The following is a 22,397-nucleotide window of genomic DNA, read 5'->3' as shown; positions in this document are numbered from 1 at the left end:
AGTGTCCGGTTTTCCTTACACTATTTCTGCTTGCAATTTCCTCGTGAAAATCTTATTCTCTTGATAAAGTTGCTGATTATCAGGAAATATCATCATCCTATTGTTTAGTTTGTCTTGGAATGGCATAGGTATTGGACTAATAAATGGTGTGCGCAAGAATACATCAAATTAGTACAAACCCATAAAAGAGACAGCAACATGGAATACAACATATTGATAGAGACTGATTTTTTCAACTTGCTGAATGCAGGTCATAAGAACAAAGGTGGTAACGCTTTGGAGAACTCATATCGTGAGTTTATCAAGGTTGTGGTTGATTTATGCAGCACCAACGTGAAGCAAGCGGTCTTTGCACTGTCATACGCAGAGACCGAGCTTGACTTTTATCTGTCAATGCCCCATATAAAGGATTGTTTGGGAACCGTAGGCTTGTATGTGCGCAAAGCAATTGCATTTGTCCGCAGAATGCAAGAGCATGTGGCAGCAACATATCATCTTCATGTGACCACATCCACTTCAGAAGCCTCTCCGCCAGTATCATCAGAATCAAAGCCATTTGTGAAATGGACTGGCAATGCCGTTGACCTTGTAGAAATGGTATATGGCATCTGCGTCATGGGAAGCGTGAACGATGGCGATGTGAAGTTCAAGGACTTGGCGCAAGCCATGTACCAGTTCTTTGGTATCAAAGCCAAGGACTGCTATCGTTTCTACACCGACATCAGAAGACGCAAGAACTATAGTCGCACCTATTTTCTGGACAAGATGCAGGAGAAGTTGAATGAGAAAATGCGGAGGGATGATGAATTGGAAAGAATGAGGAGATGAAAATGCATGAAGTTGGTATTTGGAATTTTTTCGTAGAAATTCAACAGAAAGTTAACAAAAAGTTTGGTAAAGTGAAAATAAAAGCATATTTTTGCAGATTAAATAAGTACATAACATTAAAAACAAGAAGATTATGGCAATAGAAATTAAAACAATACCTGTCCTTCATGGTGAGGCAGCAGCTCGTTTCGTTGAAGCGGCTGATGAGGCATTGGAAAAGCGTGGCTCCATTGACTTCTCCAAGCAAGTAGCCAAGGCACGTGCTATATTAAAACGTTCAAAACTGTACATTTAAAATGTTAGAGCAATGTGATTTTATGGAACTGACAGAGGAAGTCTTGCAGCAATGCAAAGGCTTCACTTGTAAGGATGAGGACATAACAGAGTTCTTCACCCAAGACTATGCTGACTATGCCTATCAGTTGCTTGGAAAATCATATTGTTTTGTTAAACCAGATACATCTGAAATAGTCTGCGCATTTACAGTCGCTAATTCGAGTGTAAAAGTAGATTCACTTCCTTCAAACCTTCGGAATAAGCTTAATAGAAAGATTCCGAATGCCAAGCGAAGACCGCAGTATCCAGCAGTGTTGGTTGGACAGTTGGCAGTAAGCGATTTATTCAGTGGGCATCATGTGGGAGATGAATTGTTGGATTTCATCAAATCATGGTTTATAGACCCATTGAATAAAACAGGATGCCGATATGTCATTGTTGATGCCGTCAACCATCCGAAAGTGTTTGAATATTATCAACGAAATGGTTTCAAGTTCTTGTTTTCGTCAGATGAAGAAGAATGGACCTTTTTGCATAACAAAGGTTTAGAGCAAACAACTCCGATAGAGCCGATGAAGACACGACTGATGTACTTTGATTTGATTTATCTTCGCACAAAATAACAAATAAAAGATAATGAGCCTCTCAAGCGAGCCGTAAGGCAGCATAATAGAGGGGCGTTACTTATTTTAGGCAGTAACGAAATCCATAGGGATACGTTGCTGCCTAAATTCATTTTATCAACTATTATTGTTTCTGTATCAAGTGCTTCAAATTCTCGTCAGCAGCGATGCGTTCCAGCTCGTCCTTGACAATCTGCTTGACGTCCTCCTTTATCTGATTGTAGTTGTCCTGAATAGCTTGCTTCATGCAGTCATTGCCATTGGTATCCTTGAAATCGTTAATGATAGGGATCGGCTGATAACGACTTTCCTCCCGTTTCACTTTGTCGGTGTCAACTACAATCTCGGCATGGAAGATCTTCTGCTCTATGCGCTCGGTGAAGTTATCGGAAACGGAGCCTACAAACATACCCTGGGTGAGTCCGCTAATCTTGCTCGGCGGAATGAGACTGTCCATCTGGGTATTGATGGATGTAGAGACATCCTGACGGTTGATGGAAATGGACTGGCGCTTTTGGAGCACTTTTCCAAAACGCTCGGATAAAGTCTTGGCGGTCTCGCCAACAACTTGTCCGCTGAAGATATTACCAACGGTATTGGTAACCACCTTTGCCTCCTTGTCTCCATAATCACGGACCAATTGCGAGAAGTCCTGGAAGCCCAAGCAGACGGCAACCTTGTTGCTCCGTGCCGTAGCAATCAGGTTATCCAATCCCTTGAAATAGATGGTCGGCAACTCGTCAATGATAACGGATGATTTGAGTTGTCCTTTCTTGTTGATGAGTTTCACGATGCGGCTGTTGTACAAGCCGAGTGCAGCACCATAGATGTTCTGTCGGTCGGGATTGTTGCCTACGCACAGAATCTTTGGTTCTTCGGGATTATTGATGTCGAGCGTGAACTCGCTTGCCGACATCACCCAATAGAGTTGTGGTGAAATCATTCGTGACAACGGAATCTTTGCGCTTGCAATCTGACCCGCCAACTGCTCCATCGCCCCACCTTGCCAGGCATCCATGAACGGAGATAGGTAGTTCTCCAGTTCGGGATAGCTCGTCAGTATCGGAAAGACATCCTCGTATCTGCGGTTAAGCAATTCGATGGCATGGGGAAAGGTACAATACTTCCCGTTCTTGTAGATGCGTAAGTACCAGATGATGGCTGCAAAGAGGATAATCGGACTCTCCACGAAAAAGTCGCCCTGCTTCTGAACCCACGTCTTGTTGAGGTTGAGCATGATGGTGTATGCACTCTCATAAGCATCGGAAATATCACTCATGAAATCCGGGTGAATCGGATTGCAGCGATGACTTCTGCGAGGATCGTCAAAGTTGATGACATAGAACTGGGGCTTGACCTTATATCCATTCTGATGGTTCATCATGTGGTTGTAGGCAATCGTCGAAAGGTCGGAAAACTTGAAATCATAGATATACATTGAATACCCCTTCTCTATCTGCTGTTTGATGTAGTTGTTCACTACAGCAAAGGACTTACCACTACCCGGTGTACCTAACACGATGGTCGCTCGGAACGGATTGACCACGTTGATCCATCCTCTCTGCCATTTCTTCTTGTAATAGAATCGTGTTGGCAGATTGACGGAATACTCGTTCTCCATGAGTTTAGTCTCCTGCATGAAACTCTCGTTCTCATTATTGAACACATCCTCCATGAGGTTGTGTTTCAAGAGTCTGCTCATCCAAAGTCCTCCCATCAACAGGCAGATATAACCCGCTGTCATTGTAAATATGTACAGCGTTGCATTGCCCAAATTAGATATAGGCAACAATAATATCCACCAGTTGAGGAAGAACAAGAAGAAGCCAACAGCAAGAACCGTCCAAATCCTGTTCCAACTCATCTTTTCCGCTTTCACGCCCTTGGTTCCCAGACATGAGAGTGCCAGGAGCAGAAGCGAAAACAGCTTGGTGTAGAGAATGGAATGGAATAAACCGCCTGTACGGTTGAAGTTGATTAGGATTCTGTCAACAACCCCGATTGTCACTCCCCACATGCGCATTGCCTCATAGCAATACCAATATACATTCATAATTGCGAGTATGATACTCACAGCACGGAGAAAATCCATGATTTTTCCCAATGCTCTCAAATCGTCTTCTTGTGCCATTGTTTTTCTGTTTTGAAGTTATACCTTGATAATATGATTAAAGGTTTCTCCCTTTTCGCTTCTTTTTCTTTCTGCGTAACTCTCTATCGAATGCTGCTTCCTGTGCTTCGTTAGAAGAACCATTCCCTGCCATAAGTCCAAGACCGCTGCCGTACTCATCGAACAAGCCAGAACCATGATATTCCTGTTCCGGCATTGTGCCATCTTCCTTCGGGATGGTAAGCGGTATCGGCTGCACATTCTCGTAAGGCAAGGTGAAGTGCTCCTGCAGGGCATTGGCAGAAAGATTCGTTCCAAGCCTTGAACCATTGAAAACGCTTTGGGTGCGGTGGTCAATGAATGTTGCTCCGTAGATACGGCCGTCAGCTGTATGGCGGAAAACGACATCAATGCCCTTTGCTTTCAGCAGTTCAACGAACTTATCCTTATGGTACGTCTGCTTCAAGACAGCTTCCACGCTATGACGAGTCATCTCGGAGAGTTTCTTGTCCTCCTTGAACTTCTTGGCAGAATAAGCGAACCGCTTTTCTATCGCCTCCGCACCGACAGACCTGTCAATCTTGGAAGCCTTGAAAGGATTTCCAACCTTATTGCCCTGTCCGTCCGTGGCAGAATAGACAAAACCATGATACTCACGATCGCCTACTTCGCCTCTGACCTCCTCTAAGGATATATTATATAAGGAAAGAAGTGCACGGTATTCGCCCAAGGACTGGAACCTGTAGGTGGCGCAGAGTGATTTCACGGTGTTGGCAACCTGCTTTTTCATATTGCCTTGGCTTACATCCACCTTACGGAGCGGATTGTCTGCCTGGCGTTGCTTGCGGTCTGCCTTGTGGAGATTGTACTTCTCCTCCAAGTCACGGGTGATAGCCTTGCTCCTATGGTAGTTGTATCGGCTATCTAAACACTTGCCGTTTTCATCCACTCGGATGGTCACGATGTGCATGTGATGACGGTCGATGTCCTCATGCTTGTAAACCATGTATGGCTGGTTGCCATATCCCATGCACTCCAAGTATTCCCGTGCGATGTTCTCCATCTCCATATCCGTCAGCACATCATCAGGATGCGGATTCAGGGAGATATGCACGACAGGCTTTTCCGTTCTTATATGCGGAGAAAGGTATCGCTGGAAATCACGCAAGGCGTTGGTGATGCTCGTCTTTCCCGAACAATCATCGAAGATCTTGTTTGTAGCTAAGAGTTTTCCTTCTTCCTTGTTAATCTTCTCACCATTGTATGCCAGTGCGCCATACAATGAACTTCCGAAACTTATCTTTGCGACCATCTTTCCTCAAACTTATGGGTTAGTTCAACAATCTCACGGGTAAGAGAGACCAGTTCCCTGGTGCAATTCTCCAGCTTATAGAGCAAAGCCATCGCCTTTTTCTCTGAGAAATGACAACGGAGTTCCTTGACAACCTGGTTGTAGTTGTTGCCAATCATTCGGTACTGCGAGTGAAAAGAAGAAAGCTTGGTGTAGTATTCCACCAGCGTCTTATCCTCACGCAACACCTTGAACGGCTCGCCGAAAATGCGTGCCTTGGCAAAGACAGCCTTCGCCTTCACATCAGTCTGCTCATACATGACGAGGAATTTCATCCACTCGTCATCGTCGAACCGAAGCATCACATGGTGCGACTTCGGGTTCAGCTTGGGGATTCGTCCCCCTCGTTTTCTTTCTGTGTTCATATAAAATGGATTAAGTGGTACATATGGCAATGATGGAATTGCACAAACTATCGTCAGATTGGAACATGGGGAGCCCGACTTCGGAGAGGCTACCAACCCGGCAGGGCAAGGTCTTTGGAGAGTAACTCCAAAGGTTTTGAGTAACTCAAAACATACCTTGCTATGTCTTTGAGGACATAAAAATCCGCTTAGGGTGGATTGAAGTTAGCCTTCGTAAGAAGCTATCCCATCCCGAATGGAAGCTGTTCGGGAAATCCTGTCCTTTGCGGAGCATCAAGCCTTGTTCTTGTCGGAACGATATGGATGCGCTATCCATTGCTTTGCCTTTCGGGTGCAAAATAACGGCTAAAAATGCGCCCTTGTAACAATGCTACCCCAGACAACCACTGCAACTATCGGCAACATGCTGCCACAGGATTTGAAAACCATTGTTTTTCGGAAAATTCGTTGTTATTTTGCAGCCAAACATTGAACCAATGATTTGAAAATATGATGAAACAAGCATTTGCAGCAACGAATAAGTCTGTCACTATTGCAGCGTCTCTTTGCATCCATGATGCTCCACTGACGTACAGACTTACTGATTCACTGTCGTACTGTCGTATGGAAATGATGAAGCATTGCAACAGTTCAAGGTCTCCATAATGGAGCAATGACCGATAGACATGGACATCAAAGTGTTCATATCTTTGAATTGGCAGGAAATCATAGAAACGAGTAATCAACAATTTAAAAAGTTAACGATATGAGTAAGACAAGATTTGTTGCGTTCGCAACACAGAAAGGCGGAATAGGAAAGTCCACCATCACGGCTCTTGTAGCCAACTACTTTCACAATGTCAAGGGTTACAATGTGGCGGTCATAGACTGTGACGAGCCACAATACAACCTTGCAGACCTGCGAGACGAGGAACTGGAACTCATCAAAAGCAGCGACTATTTCAAGGCGCAAGCCTGTGAGCATTTCAAAAAGCTGGGCAAGAAGTCCTTCAGCGTAACGAGAAGCAATGCTGTCAATGCGCTTGACGACGCAGAGACAGTGTTGAATGAAACAGAGGTTAAACTTGACTTCATCTTCTTTGACATGCCTGGGACTATCAAAAGTGAGGGCGTCATGAAGACCTTGTCTCAGATGGATTACATCTTTGTACCCGTCAGCGCAGACCGCTTTGTTGTAGAAAGCGCAATGAGCTTCATGCAGTTGTTCCACGACAACTTTTTGACACAGGGTTGGTCGGTCACCAAGAAACTTGCTTTCTTTTGGACAATGATTGACAAACGAGAACGAACGAGTTTGTATGATGTATATGAAGGTATGTTCAAGTCTCTCGACTATTCGGTTCTCAACACACGACTGCCAGACAGCAAACGTTTCAGAAGAGAGCTGTCGGAGAACAGAAAGGCAGTGTTCCGTTCCACCATCTTTCCATCAGACCCAAACCTGTTGCGAGGGAGTGGCATCAAGGAGTTGTCCGACGAGATTTGTGAAATCATAAAGACATGAGCCTATGGTAAGCAGAAAAATCAACACTGACGCAATAGATGAAAATCTGCTCATTGCCTCTATTGGCAAGAGCAAGATTGGCACGACAACGGCATCCATTCTTGACGGAGCTTCCCAATCCCAAGTGAAAGATACCGAAGAGAAAGAAGAGGGTGGCTGGAAGTCCCAATGCTCGCAGACCGATAAGTCGCCAATTTCACGCAAGCCTCCCAAGGCTTCTTCGGAAAGTTACGATTCGGCATTCTTCAAGCGAAACGAGATAAAGACTCGTCAATGCGTTTATATCAGCCGTGAGATACACAGGAGAATTTCAAGAATAGTCAGTGTGCTCGCAAAGCATGAGTTGACAGTCGGTGGTTACATCGACCTTATTCTTGAGAGACATCTTGAAGAGAACCAAGAAGAAATCAACGGCTTGCTGAGAAAAGAGATTGACGATTGGAATGTGTAACAAAAAGGAACAAGCATGACAATGGAAACTATATTCTTGATAGTCTTGGCTGCATTCAATGTTTGGACTATCTATTTTTACAACAAGTTGCTTCTTGAAGTTGCGAACGACAAGGAAAAGGAGAAAAAAACGCCTATCGACCCGATGGCACTTGTAGGCAAAAGTCTTTTCAAAGTGTCCCAACTGCGGAAGAAAGAAGAAACGGAACAAAAACAAACAGAATCCATGTCCGTATCGGATAATGACGTGACATTTGACGATTCTCCAAAGAGTACGGCACGGATTTCTGACGAACAGCTTGATGATGTGTTTACGAATGTTTGCATAGAAGATATTGGTGTGAAATATTCTGATAATGAGGAAGATGCCGATGTGCCACAAGCCAAAGGGTCAAGTTTTGAGGACATTGACGCAGCTGTGAATACCGTCAAGGCACCGAAAGCAACGGACAAGGAGAAAAGACATGCAGGCAAGGTTTTCCATGAGATGGATGGCAACCAATTCTATGAGAAATTCATGGAGAACAGCGAGGAGTGCAAGAAGAACATCCATGATTACGTCACCTTCTACTTGCAAACTCACAAGATTGTAGAGATTTCCAAGCCAAAGAAAGAGTTTAAGGTGCCAGACAGTATAGAGGACTTCAATATCCTCGACTTTGTATAACAATTTAATAAGGAGAATTATGGAAAGAACAGAAGAGAACAATGCAACAAAGGATAGATTTGCACATGTGGTCAAAACATTCTCGGAAATGGACAGAGAAAAGCTACAAGCTGAAATCGCAGAACGCTCAAAGATTATTAAACGCAAAATAGATGCGTTGATGGAATTGCATATGTCAGGTATCTGACAAAAACTGTTGAGGTTGGATTTTCAATAGTCAACAAGTATTTCAATAGCAGAGAATTTGTATAACAATTAAAAGAATGATTATGGCAGACAAAACAAAAAACTGTGGTAAAGGACAACTCACTTCGACAGATGCCAAGGAGTTGTATGAGGCTTTCATGAGAAATTATGAAGAGACAATGGAGGAAGCTGGGAAACAGATTGACGCTTGTCTTGAAGAGACATTTCAAGACCGTACATCGTCAACTATTTCCGACAAGGAGGAGTGTTTTGATGAAGATGCAGCATATGAGAATTATGATGTGGGTGAATTTGAGCCAATCGACAGAATGGAGAAAGAGCGTGCTGAGCAGTATGTCGGTAAGTTCATGGCAAATGCAGGTTTTACCGCAAGATATGGCAGACATGTTGGTATCAGCGAGGACATTCATGAGCGTGTGACTAAATTTGTCAGTATCGTAGGCAAGGGAAAGATTTCCATTGCAAGTTATGTGGATAACATCATCAACGAACACTTCAATGCCTATGCAGCCGAAATCAAGGCTGCATTCGATGAAGGTCTCAAGTCGTATCGCCTCTGACAATAAATTAAGAGTACGCCAATGAAAAAGAAAGACTACGGCTAAAATCTCAGCTTGCCACTGAATCCACAGGACGGCATCATGCCGTATTAGTAAGCAAAAGTGTCAATCGCCAGATGGGACTATCTCCCAAGGAAAAGAAAAAAACGATTTATGAATAAAGGACAGTCCTTTTGATTTGGGCTGTCCTTTGTTATTCTGCAAGCATCGCAGATAAGGAAAAAACGGTTCTTTGCCACTTTCTTTCCGCTCCTCGGCTCATGAAGAAAGTGGCGGAACGAATTTTCATCGCTCCGCCGATATGGATTTCATGTCGTTGCAACCATTCGTTGCTCTATAAGTCTTGCATTGCTGTTCACCAAGTTTATGATGTCGGCATGGTGCTCGGTGTCCTTGTTCTGTAGTCCGTGGCATTGTACGACTTTCATCTGTTCGAGTGAAAACTCCACGGTCTCAACTCTTTGTTCGGCTATTCTTGCAGAGAAGATGATGCAGTCGGGATTGAGTGAGTAGTTTGTACCGCTACCTACGCAATGGTGCATCGCCTTACCCTCAAGAACGTGCTCCCTGACGCTTTCAAGCATTCTCACCACGATATTGCCGTCCGTGAACATCAAACCGAAGAAACGGCTCTTCATTTCCTTGAACTTGTCCTCGTTCTTCAATGCCTTTCGTATCTCCTCCTCGGTGCGTTCCTTTTCTTTCTTGGCTCTGATTTTCTCGGATATTCTGTCGTGCTCGGCTTCAAGGTTGTCGGGACAAATGTAATGTGGACTTCTGATGTCCTTGCCCATTTCCACCAACATACAGATGTAGTCCGCCCATTTGCCGATGTCTGTAATAAGGTAATGGTTGCGGTTGGCTATCTTGTAGGCATTCCAACAAGTTTTCAAGTGCCGTGGGTGGTCTATGAAGTGGCGGACGTGTCCGTAACGGCATTGTTTCATCATCGTTTCGATGCGGTGGTCTGTCAGCATCGCCTTGAATAATGTAAGCGGTTCGATGCCGTGAAACGCTCCGTCAAAGCCGTTGCGCCATATCTGAGGAATAACTTTCATCTCGGGGCAGACCGGAAATGAAGCAATATGCTGATAGGTGGTGTTGTCCTTGCGCAGTTCAATGTCGGAGTCGTAGCAGAACGTGTCCATATAGATACCCATTGTGCGCTTGCGTGCCATAACCTCCACCTTGCCTTTTTCGTTCATCCAATAGCGTGCCACCTCCCAACAATAAATATCTGCCTTTTGTCCCTTGCGGTAATAGGCTTTCATCTGATATGCTCGCATAAGTTGCAGTCCCTTACGCTCAGTGAGTACGCAGAAATAGGTAGAAGACATTGCCTTCTGTCGCTTGGTGCGCTGCACTTCCAACTTTGCCTTACACTTCGGGCAGACACATTTGTCCGCATCCTCGTCCGTAGTCCAAGTGTGTCCGCAGTCCATGCAGGTGGTCTGTCCGTGCTTCAACTGAAAGGCATAGTGGTCAAGACACTCACGGAATGCCCATTGCATTTGCGCTCCCTTGATAGGTCGTAACCCCTTGTTTGAGGTTACGACTTGCTTCTGATATTTCGTTCTTGGTTTCATAACGTGTCGAATAATGATGGTTGGTGTACTTCTGTTTCCGTTCTCTGTGAGGTGCGCTTGGCGGTATCTCTGTTACGCATCTTGTTCATCTGCTCTTGCTGATATTGGCGGATGGCTTCCTGTCTTGCCTGTGCCTTCTCCTCCTCTGTGAGTTCGATGTGGTGGTTAACAGACACTTGGCAGTTCAATGGTTTTCCTACCTCGACGTCCTTCTCCTCGTAGTAGTGGATGGCTTGCCCATATATCTCGTCATCGCAAAAGCCGTTGCAACCGCTCTTCTGTACCCAATTAAGGATATAGGTGACGCAATCGTCTATGTTCTTGTCGGGGTTGTCATACTTGGCTGCAAAGAGTTCGTCCTCCATTGCTCGCTCCTCCAAATAGGCTTGTATGGTTCTCTTGAAATATTCTGTAGTGTTCATATCTGATGTTGTTAAAGGGGTTGTTACTCGTGATAGATGATGTCGCAGTCCTCAACTTCTGTAGGCAGTCCGAAGAACGGATAATGGCTGAAGTAAGGTTCTGTGCACATGTCCTCGTTGTATCTTGGACTTACTATCTCTATATTGTTCTTGCGCATGGCTTCGTCCACCATACGGATTTCCTCGTCAGTCAGTCCGCTTGCATCGCCATTGATGATGTAGCAGAGTGCCCATGTAGGTATCGCTTCAATGCTTCTGTTCATATCGCTTGTACTTTAAAGTGTTAATAACCAAATGAATGTTCCAATCAGTACCACCATAGAAAGAATGGAAATGATGATGCCGAAGATGAACTTCACAATTCCCAATATGACTTCACCGACCATGCAGAGAGCCATATATCCCAACCAAGCCACCAAAGTGATGAGGGTTGAGCCGACTGCGGAGAGTAATCTCCACCAAGTCTGTGTTATATTGATGTTTGTTGTCATATAGCCTTGAATTAAATTTATTTGCGGTTCCAGGAACTGAAGGGAAGTTCTCGTTTCTTCACCTTTTTGTCGCTCCCTTTTCCGACATTTTTTTTTGCGTCTTCCTGTCGCATCGGTCGTTTCGTTTCAGGTGCCTTTCAAGGGCGGCGAGGCTGGAAATACAAGGTTTTAAGGAAAAATACTACCCAACGGTGTGGAGATTTTTTCGAAAACCGAAGGCTCGACCTTTTATTTCCAAAGCCCGCTGCCATACCTTTGCACCTGCACGATAACGGTTGATGCCAAAAGGAAAGACCTTGTGGAGGAAAGAAAATCAGAGCGGCAAATGAAAATAGAAACTTCACGGAAGTTTTTGGACTGCACAATTATCGCATACTCATTTCTGAGAAATGGATACAACTTCGTCTTACAAACGTCTTGAAAAATGGAAATCGCATACAAAAATGGCACATCCATCAGAGAAATTCCGGTGAAAGAAGAGTATGGCTTGTCCATGCTTCTTGCATCGGGTTTTCTCCAAGGCTGTGCAGCCAAGCATGAAAGTGGTCGTTGGGGTTTACATCAATGACTTCTTTCTTGCGGTGGAGTATGCAAACAAAATGGTACGGCAAATCAAGGAATGGTGTTTCTTTTGATCGGTTAGCCTGCAACCGACAAAAAGAAGCACTTTTCCTCATGCCGTACTACTAAGACAAGAAAGGGTGGCGTGCCACTGTTTCATGTCGTTTGGATTGTGCAATAAAAATGGGACTGCGAGTTGTGGCTATAAAAGCAGCCGTTGTCAGCACGGCAAACAAAGAAAAGTCCTTGGCTGTATAGTCTTGAAGTATTTCAAGGCATACCGCCAAGGATTTTTCTTGCCGTGCCATAGTCGGAGGAAGTTAGTCTGAGGTACGAGGACTGTCTTTCTTCGACGACGGCTGACTTTTATACAAAACACACGAAAGGATGAGAATATACAAACGAAATAGACCATTCAAAAAACAGGAACCATTGCCACATAAGTTTGAATGGATTGAAATGGAAATAGCAAAGAATAGAGAAGAATAGGGCTTAATAAAAACAGATTTACCCAAGCAAAAATCGAGGATAAAAAATCTTAAAACATTCTTTATACACGATTAAATATCGTACCTTTGCAACCGAAAGAGTTCTTTGGATGGTTATGCAAATCACAGCAGGATGCTACATTCTGTTTATTTCTAATTCGTAACCTCTTCTTTTTATGAGATAAAAACTTATCTCATTCTCAATCACTTATAAAAAATACGTACTTTCAATATTAGAAACATATTGTAAACATCCATCATCATTTGTAGCATTTCAGTGGTACTTCCGCTAAAAACGAATTAAGTGGAAAGTCCTCTGTTACAAGGACTTTCCACTTAATTTATTGAGAGTCAAATATTTGCTATTATTCCTCTACAGCAGCCTGCGCCGCAGCCAAACGTGCGATAGGCACACGGAATGGAGAGCAAGACACATAATTCAAGCCTACCTTGTGACAGAACTTAACAGATGAAGGCTCACCGCCATGCTCACCACAGATACCACATTTGAGATCTGGACGAGTGCCACGACCCTTCTTGACAGCCATCTCCACCAACTGACCAACACCTGTCTGGTCGAGAACCTGGAATGGATCGACATTCAGAATCTTCTTCTCCAAGTAAACTGGCAAGAAGCTGGCAATGTCGTCACGGCTGTAGCCGAATGTCATCTGAGTCAAGTCGTTAGTACCGAAACTGAAGTACTCAGCCTTTTTGGCAATATAGTCAGCTGTAAGGGCAGCACGAGGAATCTCAATCATGGTACCTACCTTGAATGGAATCTCAATGCCTTCCTGCTCGAAGAGTTCCTTGGCAGTGCTGCGAATTACCTGCTCCTGCAGATCAAACTCGTTGACGATACCGATGAGAGGAACCATGATCTCTGGCTGAGGATCGAAACCTTCCTTCTTCAACTGGATGGCAGCACCCAGGATAGCCTTTGTCTGCATGGCGGTAATCTCTGGATAGGTATTACCAAGACGGCAACCACGATGACCCAACATTGGGTTGGCCTCACTCAGAGAGTTGACACGCTTCTGGATTTCCTCAACAGAGATTCCCATCTCTTCAGCCATCGTCTTCTGACCTGCCAAATCGTGAGGAACGAACTCATGCAGAGGAGGATCGAGCAAACGAACGTTTACAGGATGACCGTCCATAGCCTTCAAAATGCCATAGAAGTCCTGCTTCTGATAAGGTAGAAGCTTGGCGAGAGCCTTCTCGCGACCTTCCTTCGTACCAGAAAGAATCATCTCACGCATGGCCTTGATCTTTTCATTCTCAAAGAACATGTGCTCAGTACGGCACAAGCCGATACCTACAGCACCAAAGTTGCGTGCCACCTCAGCATCATGAGGCGTATCAGCATTGGTACGAACTACCAACTTGGTGTATTTATCGCAAAGGTTCATCAACTCAGCAAAGTCGCCTGTCACCTCTGCAGGCTTGGTCTTTACCTCACCGTTATAAACCTCACCAGTAGAACCATTCAGAGAAATGAAATCACCCTCGCGAAGCAGCACTCCGTCGATTTCTACAGTACGGGCCTTATAGTCTACATTGATTGCGCCAGCACCTGACACACAGCACTTACCCATACCACGAGCTACTACGGCTGCATGAGAAGTCATACCGCCACGGGCTGTCAAGATACCTTCGGCAGCATTCATACCAGCCAAGTCCTCAGGACTGGTCTCGATACGAACCATGATTACGCGGTGTCCACTCTCGTGCCACTTCTCTGCATCATCAGCAAAGAATACAATCTGGCCGCTTGCAGCACCTGGCGATGCAGGCAAACCGCGAGTCAGCACCTTGGCCTGCATCTGAGCAGACTTGTCGAATACTGGGTGCAGAAGTTCATCAAGCTTGTTGGGCTCACAACGCTTAAGAGCAGTCTTCTCATCGATTTCGCCCTCGTGGAGCAAGTCCATGGCAATCTTAACCATAGCAGTTCCAGTACGCTTACCATTACGAGTCTGAAGGAACCAGAGATGGCCTTCCTGTACGGTGAACTCCATATCCTGCATATCATGATAGTGCTTCTCCAACTTGTTCTGGATATCATTGAGCTGAGCAAAAATCTCTGGCATATTCTCCTCCATAGAAGGATATTTTGTGGCGCGAGTTTCCTCGTCAATACCCTGAAGTTTTGCCCAACGTATAGAACCTTCCTTAGTAATCTGCTGTGGTGTACGGATACCGGCAACCACGTCCTCGCCCTGGGCATTGACAAGATACTCACCATTGAAGAGATTCTCACCTGTTGCTGCATCACGGCTGAAGCAGACTCCTGTTGCTGATGTATCGCCCATATTACCGAATACCATGGCCATAACAGATACAGCTGTACCCCACTCTGCAGGAATGCCTTCCATCTTGCGATAGAGGATGGCACGCTCGTTCATCCAACTGTCGAATACGGCACAGATAGCGCCCCAAAGCTGATCCATAGGATTGTCGGGGAAGTCCTTGCCTGTCTGCTGCTTGATGGCTGTCTTGAATGCCTTGACGAGTTGCTTCAGTTCTTCGACTGTCATTTCGTTGTCGAGAGTAATTCCGCGCTGCTTCTTCACGTCCATGATAATAGCCTCGAATGGATCGATGTCTTCCTTGTTGACAGGCTTCATGCCAAGCACAACATCGCCATACATCTGTACGAAACGACGATAGCTGTCGTAAGCGAAGCGCTCATTGCCTGTCTTGCGAGCCAATCCCTCTACTACCTCGTCGTTCAAACCAAGGTTGAGGATAGTATCCATCATGCCTGGCATAGAAGCACGGGCACCAGAACGAACACTGACAAGAAGAGGATTCTCCACGTCACCGAACTTCGAGTTCATCAAAGTCTCAATATGCTGAACCGCCTTCTCTACTTCTTCTTTGAGAAGGGCTACAACGTCTTCCTTGCCTTTTTCAAAGTATTCATTACAAACATCGGTTGTGATAGTAAAACCTGGAGGAACGGGGACACCAATAAGATTCATCTCTGCCAAGTTGGCTCCCTTACCACCAAGCAAGTTTCTCATGTCGGCCTTGCCTTCCGCCTTACCATTACCAAAGGTATAAACTCTTTTTACACTCATAGTTGAATAGGTTTGTTATTTTTAGTTATTGTTTTTTTATGATGCAAATATACTACTTTTATTCTGTTCCACCAAACATAAAACCAACTTTTTGCTATCTCCACATTACATTTTAGGCTGTTTACGTACACACAGACACATTTTAAAGAGCAAACAATGCTACTACTCTATAAAAGCATCGTCATTCCGTATTCGGGGACTGTCTTTTTGCCTACCTGGCCATTACGACACAAAAGATTCCACGGCTCTATACACCTTATTATATATAGAGACCATGGAATATAGTAATGATTGCCAAGCGGGCAACGTTAAGAAAAACGATTACAGCTTGGACAGACGATCCAGATAATATTCTCTTACGTCATTCCAATGATAATAAGGCCACATATCAGTCTTCACAGCCACATGCACTTCCTTCTCATTGTGAAGGAACTTCACCAGGATGTCGCCTTTCTTGTTCTCGAAGAAAACAATCTGGATATTCGCCGCCATCGGAGAAGCCTTGAAGTCGCACCAATGCTTGTACACCTCGGCAGGTCCAGCTACTGACACATCAAAGTTTTCTACCTGCAGCAGCGCCAACAAAGGAATCACGTTGCCGTCATGACCGAAACGCAAAGTGGCGGCAATCGAGCGATTCTTGATAGCAGAGTCTGCCGACTCGATGATATTCTGGACCAAAGACTTGGAGTTTGCCATCACAAGGCCCTTGCTTGCCAAAGGATTGGCATTGCCGATATAGAATCGGTAGTTGACGCACTGCCACAAATCGAACATTTCCTGTGCCGTGAACAGATCATAGAAAGACAATGGAGTCTCAATGTCCTGCATGTCTACTGCAATCCAGTACAAACTCCACATCAAGTCACGAGGATTTACCTCACAACGTATAAAGTCGGCATTGGAGAAGAGTGAAGCCACCAGACGGTCGGGCTTTACCTGAGCCTCTTCAAACTTACGATATTCCTCTACCCATGGACCTTTCTCCCCATGAGTGAAAGCATTCGACTTGTCAGAATGATAGTTAAGATAATTCATGTATTTCTCGCTCATCTCGTAGCTGATGTCGAGCTGAGGATACAATCCCTTGAGACGGTCGCCGAAAGCAACCATACTCATTGCGCAACGGTAAACCACTGTAGAACGGGCAGAAACGTGACGCTTGCCACGGAACACCTCAGGGAAGTTCTTTGCCATTCGCTCAGCGATACCCTGATGCTGACGCACACCAAGAGGAGTCAAATCTCCTGCACGTCCCTGAGCTTCAGCCCAAACCTGTCCCAGACGGTTCAACACATCCTTGCCCAATGTGGTAAGGCCGTTCACAGCATCAGCTTTCTGCATCAGTTGGAGAACCCACAGATAATCTCTGTCGCCCAAAAGATAACGGGAACCATGTCTTCCGTAATGGCTCACATAAAACGGCTTATAGCCTTTTGGAGCCGGAGTCAACTTTGCTTCTACCTTGGGATAAGCCAGATAAACACCACCAGCCTTATTCAGATCTGCACTAATTTCCTCAAAAGTTGTCTGCGCATGAATGCCCAGACCAAAAGTAACCACGATGATGGCTAATACTTTCATTCTAAGTTTCTTCATGAATTCGTTTAATTTATAGTTTTAAATTGTCAGTTAGTGTACATTGATATAATGTTATTTCTTCTGCTTGAAACATTTCTTGCTCTAAACGACTACAAAGATAATACAATTAAACGATTCCACCATCATTTTTTCCCCAAAAAACCTCAATATTCGGCTTTTACTCTGCTTTAGCCCGATTTCAGCCATCATAAACGACCAAAACCGGTCATAATAGACGACCAAAGCCAGTCATAATAGATGACCAAAGTCGGTCGTAATAGATGAGCGGGACAAGACACAAGAGAAGAACGACATCGGACACAAATAAAACCCGACAAGTACTTAGTAACCAAACGACTTGCAGAAAGACTAAGGATAAAAAATATCTACAAGTCTTTCATGGTTCACATTTTTTTTGTAACTTTGCAACCAAAATTTAAAAGAATCATGGCAAGAAAGAAAAAACCATTACCATTACTCGAAAATGTCACCATAGAAGCCGTAGCCGCTGAGGGCAAGTGCATCACGCACGTAGACGACAAGGTTGTCTTCGTCCCTTTCTGTGTACCAGGCGACATAGTAGACCTGCAGGTAGTAAAAAAGAAACATAAATACTGCGAAGCCAAAGTGGCTCGCTTCATCCAGAAAAGCAAAGTTCGTCAAGAGCCTATGTGCGAGCATTTCGGCATCTGCGGCGGCTGCAAATGGCAGAATCTTCCCTACGAGGAGCAGATAAAGGCCAAACAGCAACAGGTGGAAGACCAGCTCACACGCATCGGAAAGATAGAACTGCCCAACTTCCGCCCTATCATGGGAAGTGTGAAGACTCAGGAATATCGCAACAAGATAGAGTTCGGCTGCAGCAACAAGCGCTGGTTCACAGCCGAGGAGCTCGCCCTGCTGCCAAAGAAAGAAGACGACACTGTGACCTCGCTCAAGGAACGCCATGCGCAGAATGCTATAGGTTTCCACATCACAGGCGCTTTCGACAAGATTTACCCCATCAAGAAATGCTGGCTGATGGACGATCTCTGCAACGAGATTCGCAACTTTGTCTTCGAGTATGCCGATTCACATGACTATACTTTCTACGATCTACGTGAACAGCACGGATTGCTGCGCGACATGATGATACGCAACTCCAACACCGGAGAATGGATGCTCGTATTCCAGTTTCATTACGACGAGGAGGGCGATGAGCAGAAGGCTCTCGAGCTGATGCAGCAAGTGGCCGACAAATTTCCACAGATCACATCACTCATGTACGTGGACAACCAGAAGGGAAACGACACCTTCAACGATCTGGAACTGAGCCTCTTCAAGGGCAACGACCATATCTTTGAGTTGATGGAAGACCTGAAGTTCAAGGTCGGACCAAAGAGTTTCTATCAGACCAATACCGAACAAGCTTACCACTTGTACTGCGTGGCACGCGAGTTTGCCAACCTTACAGGCAAAGAACTCGTGTACGACCTCTATACAGGAACAGGAACCATTGCCAACTTTGTGGCACACAAAGCCAAGAAGGTAATAGGAATCGAATACGTGCCTGAGGCTATCGAAGATGCCAAAGTCAACTCGCAGGTAAACAATATTGAGAATACGCTCTTCTATGCAGGCGACATGAAGGACATTCTGACAAACGACTTCATTGCACAGCATGGGCGACCCGACGTCATCATCACCGATCCACCACGTGCAGGAATGCATCCTGATGTCATCCAAGTCATCCTGAATGCTGCACCAGGCCGCATTGTGTATGTAAGCTGTAACCCAGCCACTCAGGCACGCGACCTTCAACTGATGGACGACTATTACAAGGTAGGAGCCGTACAGCCCGTCGACATGTTCCCTCATACACCGCATGTAGAGAACGTGGTACTGCTTGAAAAGCGAAGCGATGCCGACATCAAGCAGAAACTCAAGGAGCGCAAGGAACGAGAGCAAGCGATAGCAGAAGCCAAGGCTGCCAAAGAGGCTGAGGCACTTGCCAAGGTTGAAGCTCAAGCAGAAGACCTGACCGAAGAAGAACAGAAAGCCTGCCAGGCTTAGCAATATTCTCCCCCAACAACATTCCCTCCTCGGTAATTCTGAAAGAACATGGATTTCCGAGGAGGATTTCTCCAAGAACAACAACACAATCTAAACTTATTAAGTGACGAAAAGAACAAATAACATTTTCGCCATTACAAAACCAAAACAGAGAGACATATAAAAAATGAAAAGAGTATTCCTGATGGCGACTCTACTCGCCATGACTTTATTCTCGGCCTCAGCGCAGGAGAAAGAAAAGAGGTGCATACAACTGCCCTCATGGTTGGACAACCTGAAATTGTCGGGCTACGGCATGACACAGTATCAATACATCGGACAGGAAGGAGCAAAATCCAATACCTTCAACATCCGCATGGCGCGTATTGCACTCGAAGGCCGCATAGCTGGAGATTTCTACTGGAAAACCCAAATACAGTTTAATGGCAACACATCCAACTTGGGCAGCAGTCCAAGAATGGTTGACCTGTTTGCTGAATGGCAGAAATATGAGATGTTCAAGGTAAAGATCGGTCAGTTCAAAAACCCATTTACCTTCGAGAACCCCATGCACCCCATCGTACAGGGATTCATGAGCTACTCACAGAATGTAAGCAAGCTGGCAGGTTTCAGCGACCGTGCCGGAGAACACGCCTCCAATGGCCGCGACATCGGACTACAGTTGCAGGGCGACTTCCTCAAGAACGCCAACGGCCGTAACCTGCTGCATTATCAAATAGGTGTGTTCAACGGACAAGGCATCAACACAAAGGACGTAGACAATCAGAAAAACATCATTGGCGGAGTATGGGTCATGCCTGTCAAAGGAATGCGCATCGGTGCCTTCGGATGGACTGGCTCTTATGCACGCAAGGGAACATGGAACGACGACGAGCAGGGCAATATCGTATATCAGAAAGACGCTGCCGGAAACCCTGTTCTCGATGAAGAGGGAAATCCGAAAAAAGAAACTTTCTCGGGCGTACGCAAACTGTCACAAAACCGATATGCCTTCTCCTTCGAGTACAACGTGAACGACTGGACACTCCGTTCAGAATACATTCATTCCACAGGTATGGCATTTGCCAAAAGCATCACCAACCACGGAGATGCCAACTCGAAAGACTGCAATCTGAACGGCAAGATAGGCAATAAGGCCCAGGGCGTTTATGCACTCGTCATTGCCCCTATAGTGAGCAAGAAGCTCTATGCCAAGGCACGCTACGACATGTATCAGGCCAACGGCAAGACCGACATGATGAGAACCCAATATGAGGCTGGTCTGAATTATCATATCAGCAAGAACTTCACCATCCTCACAGAATATGCGCTCATCAACGACCGCACTCTGCAGAAGCACAACTACTCCATGGCAGACGTAGAGGTTTGCTTCCGATTCTAAGGAAAACTAAAGCACCGGAAAACAAGTCCGATCAACATAAAAAAACTTTTTCGTTAAGCCAAACAAGCAGGGTAAAACTTGTTTTTACTCTGCCGCCATAATAACGAGGAAAGATGCCCGTAAGCAAAATATATTCAACAAAAAACGACTTGGCAGAAATGCCAAGTCGGAAATATTAACTATAAGTAAAAGAGTATGCAAATGGAATCAGAACAAAGTACACATCGTACACACCATTCGCACCATACACATCAACACAGCAGCACGTCCATGCGTGCATGCAGCCCACGACACAAAAAGCGCTTGATATTTAGCAAGTTGCTATTCGCTTTTCTTCTCGTTTGCGCCCTGCTTGTCATTGCCGTCTGCGTATGGATTACGATTTATGGCATTTACTAAAATGAATAGGAGAAACCCACAGAGGCGAACTCCTTAAATTGCCAGTAGCTTTGACCATCCTTGCGTTGGGCCCCATCGTCGAATCGAGGATAGATAAAAACATTAGTGGAGATGTAGCGATTGAACTGAAAGGTTATCGTGTTCTCCCACTCTAATTCAGCACGCTTGTATGTGGTATAACCATACAAGCGTGTTTTCCATCTCAAGTTGTCAGCAAGCACCCAGTTCAAGTCAATCGTACATTCCGAACCATAGTCGGTCATTCCATGATGTCCCTCATCAAGACCATATCGGGTGGCAAGGTCAGCACGACCAACATACTTCCAGTTAAGCGCAAAAGGTGCTATATGCACACTTCCCTTAAGACGGTGGTTGAGCCAGTCTACAGAATAGTCCATACCGACAGAGAGGTTGAGATTGAATGGCGAGAAGAAATCAGAATAAATCTTTTTGTCATTACTCTTCACACCATGCGTAAACTGAGTCTGGGCTATGAGCTGCAGAGTGTAGTACCAGCGCTTGGTGGCCTGCAGACCAACCTTGCCGGTATAACGTATCAAGTCTTCTGTGGTTTTGTACTTGTGAATAGTATCGCCACGCGATGTCTGATAACCAAGACGCAATTCCAACTTGTTGTCCCACTTCACCTTCTGCTTGTTGTTGTAGTTGGCCTGCATGGTTACACTACCCAAGAGCGAATAGTTACTCTCGCCTCCCTTATACCAGTTGTCCGACACATAGTTCTGCAAGAACTGAAGATAATAGTCGCCCTTGAAAGTCCAGAAGTTAGGCTTCGTCACCAAAATATCCATCGGAGCCACAGTAGGCTCAATAGCCACTGGTGCGACCTCTTTAACAATATCTGTAGCAACATGACGTGGAGCTGGTTCAGAGACAATCGGTGCACCCACACTCTCAAGGTGACTTTCGTGCACTCTCACCAAGTCGGGACGGTTCAGATACACATGCATCAGAGCCTGGTCGATAGCCGCCTGCAAAGAATCGGCAACAACACACTTCCCCGGAGCAAGCCGCAAAAAGCGGGCAGCTGGTTCATGATAAAAAGTAAGAGGAATAAAGAGTTGCGAATAACAACTATTGATCTTGGGCTTCACCAACGAGTCAATACGCTGTCTGCTTGCAGTCAACGAGTCCATATATTCTGCCACCCTGTCTTTCTCTACCTTTTTCTTACCGTATCCACCCCTTTGTGCACACACCATTCCTGTCACACAAAAGGCCAACACTAATATATAAGATCTTAAATTCATACTAAGCTTATTCATATTTGGGCACAAAGGTAACAAATAAATCATAAAAGCCACGCCAATATTTACAATAATTTTGGCTAATTCATAATTTTATAGTAACTTTGCAGCCAAAATATTCTAATTTAAATATAAAACATC

Annotated in this window: 19 protein-coding genes and 1 pseudogene; 10 read left to right on the top strand and 10 right to left on the bottom strand. The window is 45.1% G+C overall.

Going from position 1 to position 22,397, the window contains the following annotated elements; all coding sequences use genetic code 11:
* Positions 1 to 198: 198 nt before the first annotated feature.
* From P3T48_RS12045 to P3T48_RS12035, 3 genes are all read left to right on the top strand, one after another.
* Entirely contained in the window at positions 199 to 828 is a 630-nt protein-coding gene (locus P3T48_RS12045) for an RteC domain-containing protein (protein WP_089543122.1), read from the top strand.
* A gap of 133 nt (positions 829 to 961) precedes the next feature.
* On the top strand, positions 962 to 1,123 hold the full coding sequence (locus P3T48_RS12040; protein ID WP_171479883.1) for a hypothetical protein: 162 nt from the start codon (positions 962 to 964) through the stop codon (positions 1,121 to 1,123).
* 22 nt (positions 1,124 to 1,145) lie between these two features.
* Positions 1,146 to 1,727, top strand: a complete 582-nt coding sequence (locus P3T48_RS12035) for a GNAT family N-acetyltransferase (RefSeq protein ID WP_233906334.1) — start codon at positions 1,146 to 1,148, stop codon at positions 1,725 to 1,727.
* 124 nt (positions 1,728 to 1,851) lie between these two features.
* Here the strand turns inward: P3T48_RS12035 and mobC are convergent, their stop codons facing one another.
* From mobC to mobA, 3 genes are read right to left on the bottom strand one after another with little or no spacing between them, the layout of a single operon-like run.
* Positions 1,852 to 3,858 (bottom strand): conjugal transfer protein MobC, encoded by a 2,007-nt coding sequence (gene mobC / locus P3T48_RS12030; RefSeq protein ID WP_276506857.1) that lies wholly within the window; start codon positions 3,856 to 3,858, stop codon positions 1,852 to 1,854.
* Positions 3,859 to 3,895: 37 nt separating this feature from the next.
* Positions 3,896 to 5,149, bottom strand: a complete 1,254-nt coding sequence (mobB, locus tag P3T48_RS12025) for a conjugal transfer protein MobB (protein ID WP_089543119.1) — start codon at positions 5,147 to 5,149, stop codon at positions 3,896 to 3,898.
* Positions 5,134 to 5,553 carry a conjugal transfer protein MobA gene (mobA, locus tag P3T48_RS12020; RefSeq protein ID WP_089543118.1) on the bottom strand — a complete coding sequence of 140 codons (420 nt, stop codon included), beginning with the start codon at positions 5,551 to 5,553 and terminating at the stop codon, positions 5,134 to 5,136. The genes mobB and mobA overlap by 16 nt, the downstream gene beginning before the upstream one ends.
* A 745-nt stretch (positions 5,554 to 6,298) precedes the next feature.
* Here mobA and P3T48_RS12015 point away from each other — a divergent pair.
* The 5 genes from P3T48_RS12015 (at position 6,299) to P3T48_RS11995 (ending at position 8,941) form a co-directional block, all read left to right on the top strand.
* The gene (locus P3T48_RS12015; RefSeq protein WP_276506856.1) at positions 6,299 to 7,057 is read left to right on the top strand and encodes a ParA family protein; all 759 of its coding nucleotides are present in this window, start codon (positions 6,299 to 6,301) and stop codon (positions 7,055 to 7,057) included.
* A 4-nt stretch (positions 7,058 to 7,061) separates the two neighbouring features.
* On the top strand, positions 7,062 to 7,508 hold the full coding sequence (locus tag P3T48_RS12010) for a DUF3408 domain-containing protein (protein WP_276506855.1): 447 nt from the start codon (positions 7,062 to 7,064) through the stop codon (positions 7,506 to 7,508).
* 21 nt (positions 7,509 to 7,529) lie between these two features.
* Entirely contained in the window at positions 7,530 to 8,174 is a 645-nt protein-coding gene (locus P3T48_RS12005; RefSeq protein ID WP_276506854.1) for a hypothetical protein, read from the top strand.
* Positions 8,175 to 8,193: 19 nt separating this feature from the next.
* The gene (locus tag P3T48_RS12000) at positions 8,194 to 8,361 is read left to right on the top strand and encodes a hypothetical protein (protein WP_194256358.1); all 168 of its coding nucleotides are present in this window, start codon (positions 8,194 to 8,196) and stop codon (positions 8,359 to 8,361) included.
* An 82-nt stretch (positions 8,362 to 8,443) separates the two neighbouring features.
* Positions 8,444 to 8,941, top strand: coding sequence for a DUF3408 domain-containing protein (locus P3T48_RS11995; protein ID WP_230315341.1), 498 nt, complete (start codon positions 8,444 to 8,446; stop codon positions 8,939 to 8,941).
* Between the two features lie 308 nt (positions 8,942 to 9,249).
* Here P3T48_RS11995 and P3T48_RS11990 read toward each other — a convergent pair whose 3' ends face one another.
* From P3T48_RS11990 to P3T48_RS11965, 6 genes are all read right to left on the bottom strand, one after another.
* Positions 9,250 to 10,527 (bottom strand): PcfJ domain-containing protein, encoded by a 1,278-nt coding sequence (locus P3T48_RS11990; RefSeq protein WP_276506853.1) that lies wholly within the window; start codon positions 10,525 to 10,527, stop codon positions 9,250 to 9,252.
* Positions 10,524 to 10,949 carry a PcfK-like family protein gene (locus tag P3T48_RS11985; RefSeq protein ID WP_153137992.1) on the bottom strand — a complete coding sequence of 142 codons (426 nt, stop codon included), beginning with the start codon at positions 10,947 to 10,949 and terminating at the stop codon, positions 10,524 to 10,526. The genes P3T48_RS11990 and P3T48_RS11985 overlap by 4 nt, the downstream gene beginning before the upstream one ends.
* A 23-nt stretch (positions 10,950 to 10,972) precedes the next feature.
* Positions 10,973 to 11,212, bottom strand: coding sequence for a DUF6926 domain-containing protein (locus tag P3T48_RS11980; RefSeq protein ID WP_022159259.1), 240 nt, complete (start codon positions 11,210 to 11,212; stop codon positions 10,973 to 10,975).
* 12 nt (positions 11,213 to 11,224) lie between these two features.
* Positions 11,225 to 11,440 carry a hypothetical protein gene (locus P3T48_RS11975; RefSeq protein ID WP_005823733.1) on the bottom strand — a complete coding sequence of 72 codons (216 nt, stop codon included), beginning with the start codon at positions 11,438 to 11,440 and terminating at the stop codon, positions 11,225 to 11,227.
* A 1,414-nt stretch (positions 11,441 to 12,854) separates the two neighbouring features.
* On the bottom strand, positions 12,855 to 15,575 hold the full coding sequence (gene ppdK / locus P3T48_RS11970) for a pyruvate, phosphate dikinase (RefSeq protein WP_276506852.1): 2,721 nt from the start codon (positions 15,573 to 15,575) through the stop codon (positions 12,855 to 12,857).
* 321 nt (positions 15,576 to 15,896) lie between these two features.
* Positions 15,897 to 17,174: a histidine-type phosphatase gene (locus tag P3T48_RS11965; RefSeq protein ID WP_276506851.1), complete on the bottom strand. Its 1,278-nt coding sequence runs from the start codon at positions 17,172 to 17,174 to the stop codon at positions 15,897 to 15,899.
* Between the two features lie 429 nt (positions 17,175 to 17,603).
* Between P3T48_RS11965 and rlmD the strand changes: the two are divergent.
* Positions 17,604 to 19,052, top strand: a pseudogene (gene rlmD, locus P3T48_RS11960) (23S rRNA (uracil(1939)-C(5))-methyltransferase RlmD); the annotation flags it as partial.
* 322 nt (positions 19,053 to 19,374) lie between these two features.
* Complete coding sequence (locus tag P3T48_RS11955) at positions 19,375 to 20,589, top strand: porin (protein ID WP_276506849.1); 1,215 nt, start codon at positions 19,375 to 19,377, stop codon at positions 20,587 to 20,589.
* A 395-nt stretch (positions 20,590 to 20,984) separates the two neighbouring features.
* Here P3T48_RS11955 and P3T48_RS11950 read toward each other — a convergent pair whose 3' ends face one another.
* Complete coding sequence (locus P3T48_RS11950; protein WP_276506848.1) at positions 20,985 to 22,259, bottom strand: DUF3078 domain-containing protein; 1,275 nt, start codon at positions 22,257 to 22,259, stop codon at positions 20,985 to 20,987.
* Positions 22,260 to 22,397: the final 138 nt, after the last annotated feature.

Source organism: Segatella intestinalis (assembly GCF_029348455.1).
Classification (GTDB): Bacteria; Bacteroidota; Bacteroidia; order Bacteroidales; family Bacteroidaceae; genus Prevotella.
This window is presented reverse-complemented; position numbering and strand designations above follow the sequence as displayed.

Coding starts and splice junctions, on each gene's coding strand:
- P3T48_RS12045 (WP_089543122.1), top strand. CDS start 199: ATGGAATACAACATATTGATAGAGACTGATTTTTTCAACTTGCTGAAT.
- P3T48_RS12040 (WP_171479883.1), top strand. CDS start 962: ATGGCAATAGAAATTAAAACAATACCTGTCCTTCATGGTGAGGCAGCA.
- P3T48_RS12035 (WP_233906334.1), top strand. CDS start 1,146: ATGGAACTGACAGAGGAAGTCTTGCAGCAATGCAAAGGCTTCACTTGT.
- mobC (WP_276506857.1), bottom strand. CDS start 3,858: ATGGCACAAGAAGACGATTTGAGAGCATTGGGAAAAATCATGGATTTT.
- mobB (WP_089543119.1), bottom strand. CDS start 5,149: ATGGTCGCAAAGATAAGTTTCGGAAGTTCATTGTATGGCGCACTGGCA.
- mobA (WP_089543118.1), bottom strand. CDS start 5,553: ATGAACACAGAAAGAAAACGAGGGGGACGAATCCCCAAGCTGAACCCG.
- P3T48_RS12015 (WP_276506856.1), top strand. CDS start 6,299: ATGAGTAAGACAAGATTTGTTGCGTTCGCAACACAGAAAGGCGGAATA.
- P3T48_RS12010 (WP_276506855.1), top strand. CDS start 7,062: ATGGTAAGCAGAAAAATCAACACTGACGCAATAGATGAAAATCTGCTC.
- P3T48_RS12005 (WP_276506854.1), top strand. CDS start 7,530: ATGGAAACTATATTCTTGATAGTCTTGGCTGCATTCAATGTTTGGACT.
- P3T48_RS12000 (WP_194256358.1), top strand. CDS start 8,194: ATGGAAAGAACAGAAGAGAACAATGCAACAAAGGATAGATTTGCACAT.
- P3T48_RS11995 (WP_230315341.1), top strand. CDS start 8,444: ATGGCAGACAAAACAAAAAACTGTGGTAAAGGACAACTCACTTCGACA.
- P3T48_RS11990 (WP_276506853.1), bottom strand. CDS start 10,527: ATGAAACCAAGAACGAAATATCAGAAGCAAGTCGTAACCTCAAACAAG.
- P3T48_RS11985 (WP_153137992.1), bottom strand. CDS start 10,949: ATGAACACTACAGAATATTTCAAGAGAACCATACAAGCCTATTTGGAG.
- P3T48_RS11980 (WP_022159259.1), bottom strand. CDS start 11,212: ATGAACAGAAGCATTGAAGCGATACCTACATGGGCACTCTGCTACATC.
- P3T48_RS11975 (WP_005823733.1), bottom strand. CDS start 11,440: ATGACAACAAACATCAATATAACACAGACTTGGTGGAGATTACTCTCC.
- ppdK (WP_276506852.1), bottom strand. CDS start 15,575: ATGAGTGTAAAAAGAGTTTATACCTTTGGTAATGGTAAGGCGGAAGGC.
- P3T48_RS11965 (WP_276506851.1), bottom strand. CDS start 17,174: ATGAAGAAACTTAGAATGAAAGTATTAGCCATCATCGTGGTTACTTTT.
- P3T48_RS11955 (WP_276506849.1), top strand. CDS start 19,375: ATGAAAAGAGTATTCCTGATGGCGACTCTACTCGCCATGACTTTATTC.
- P3T48_RS11950 (WP_276506848.1), bottom strand. CDS start 22,259: ATGAATTTAAGATCTTATATATTAGTGTTGGCCTTTTGTGTGACAGGA.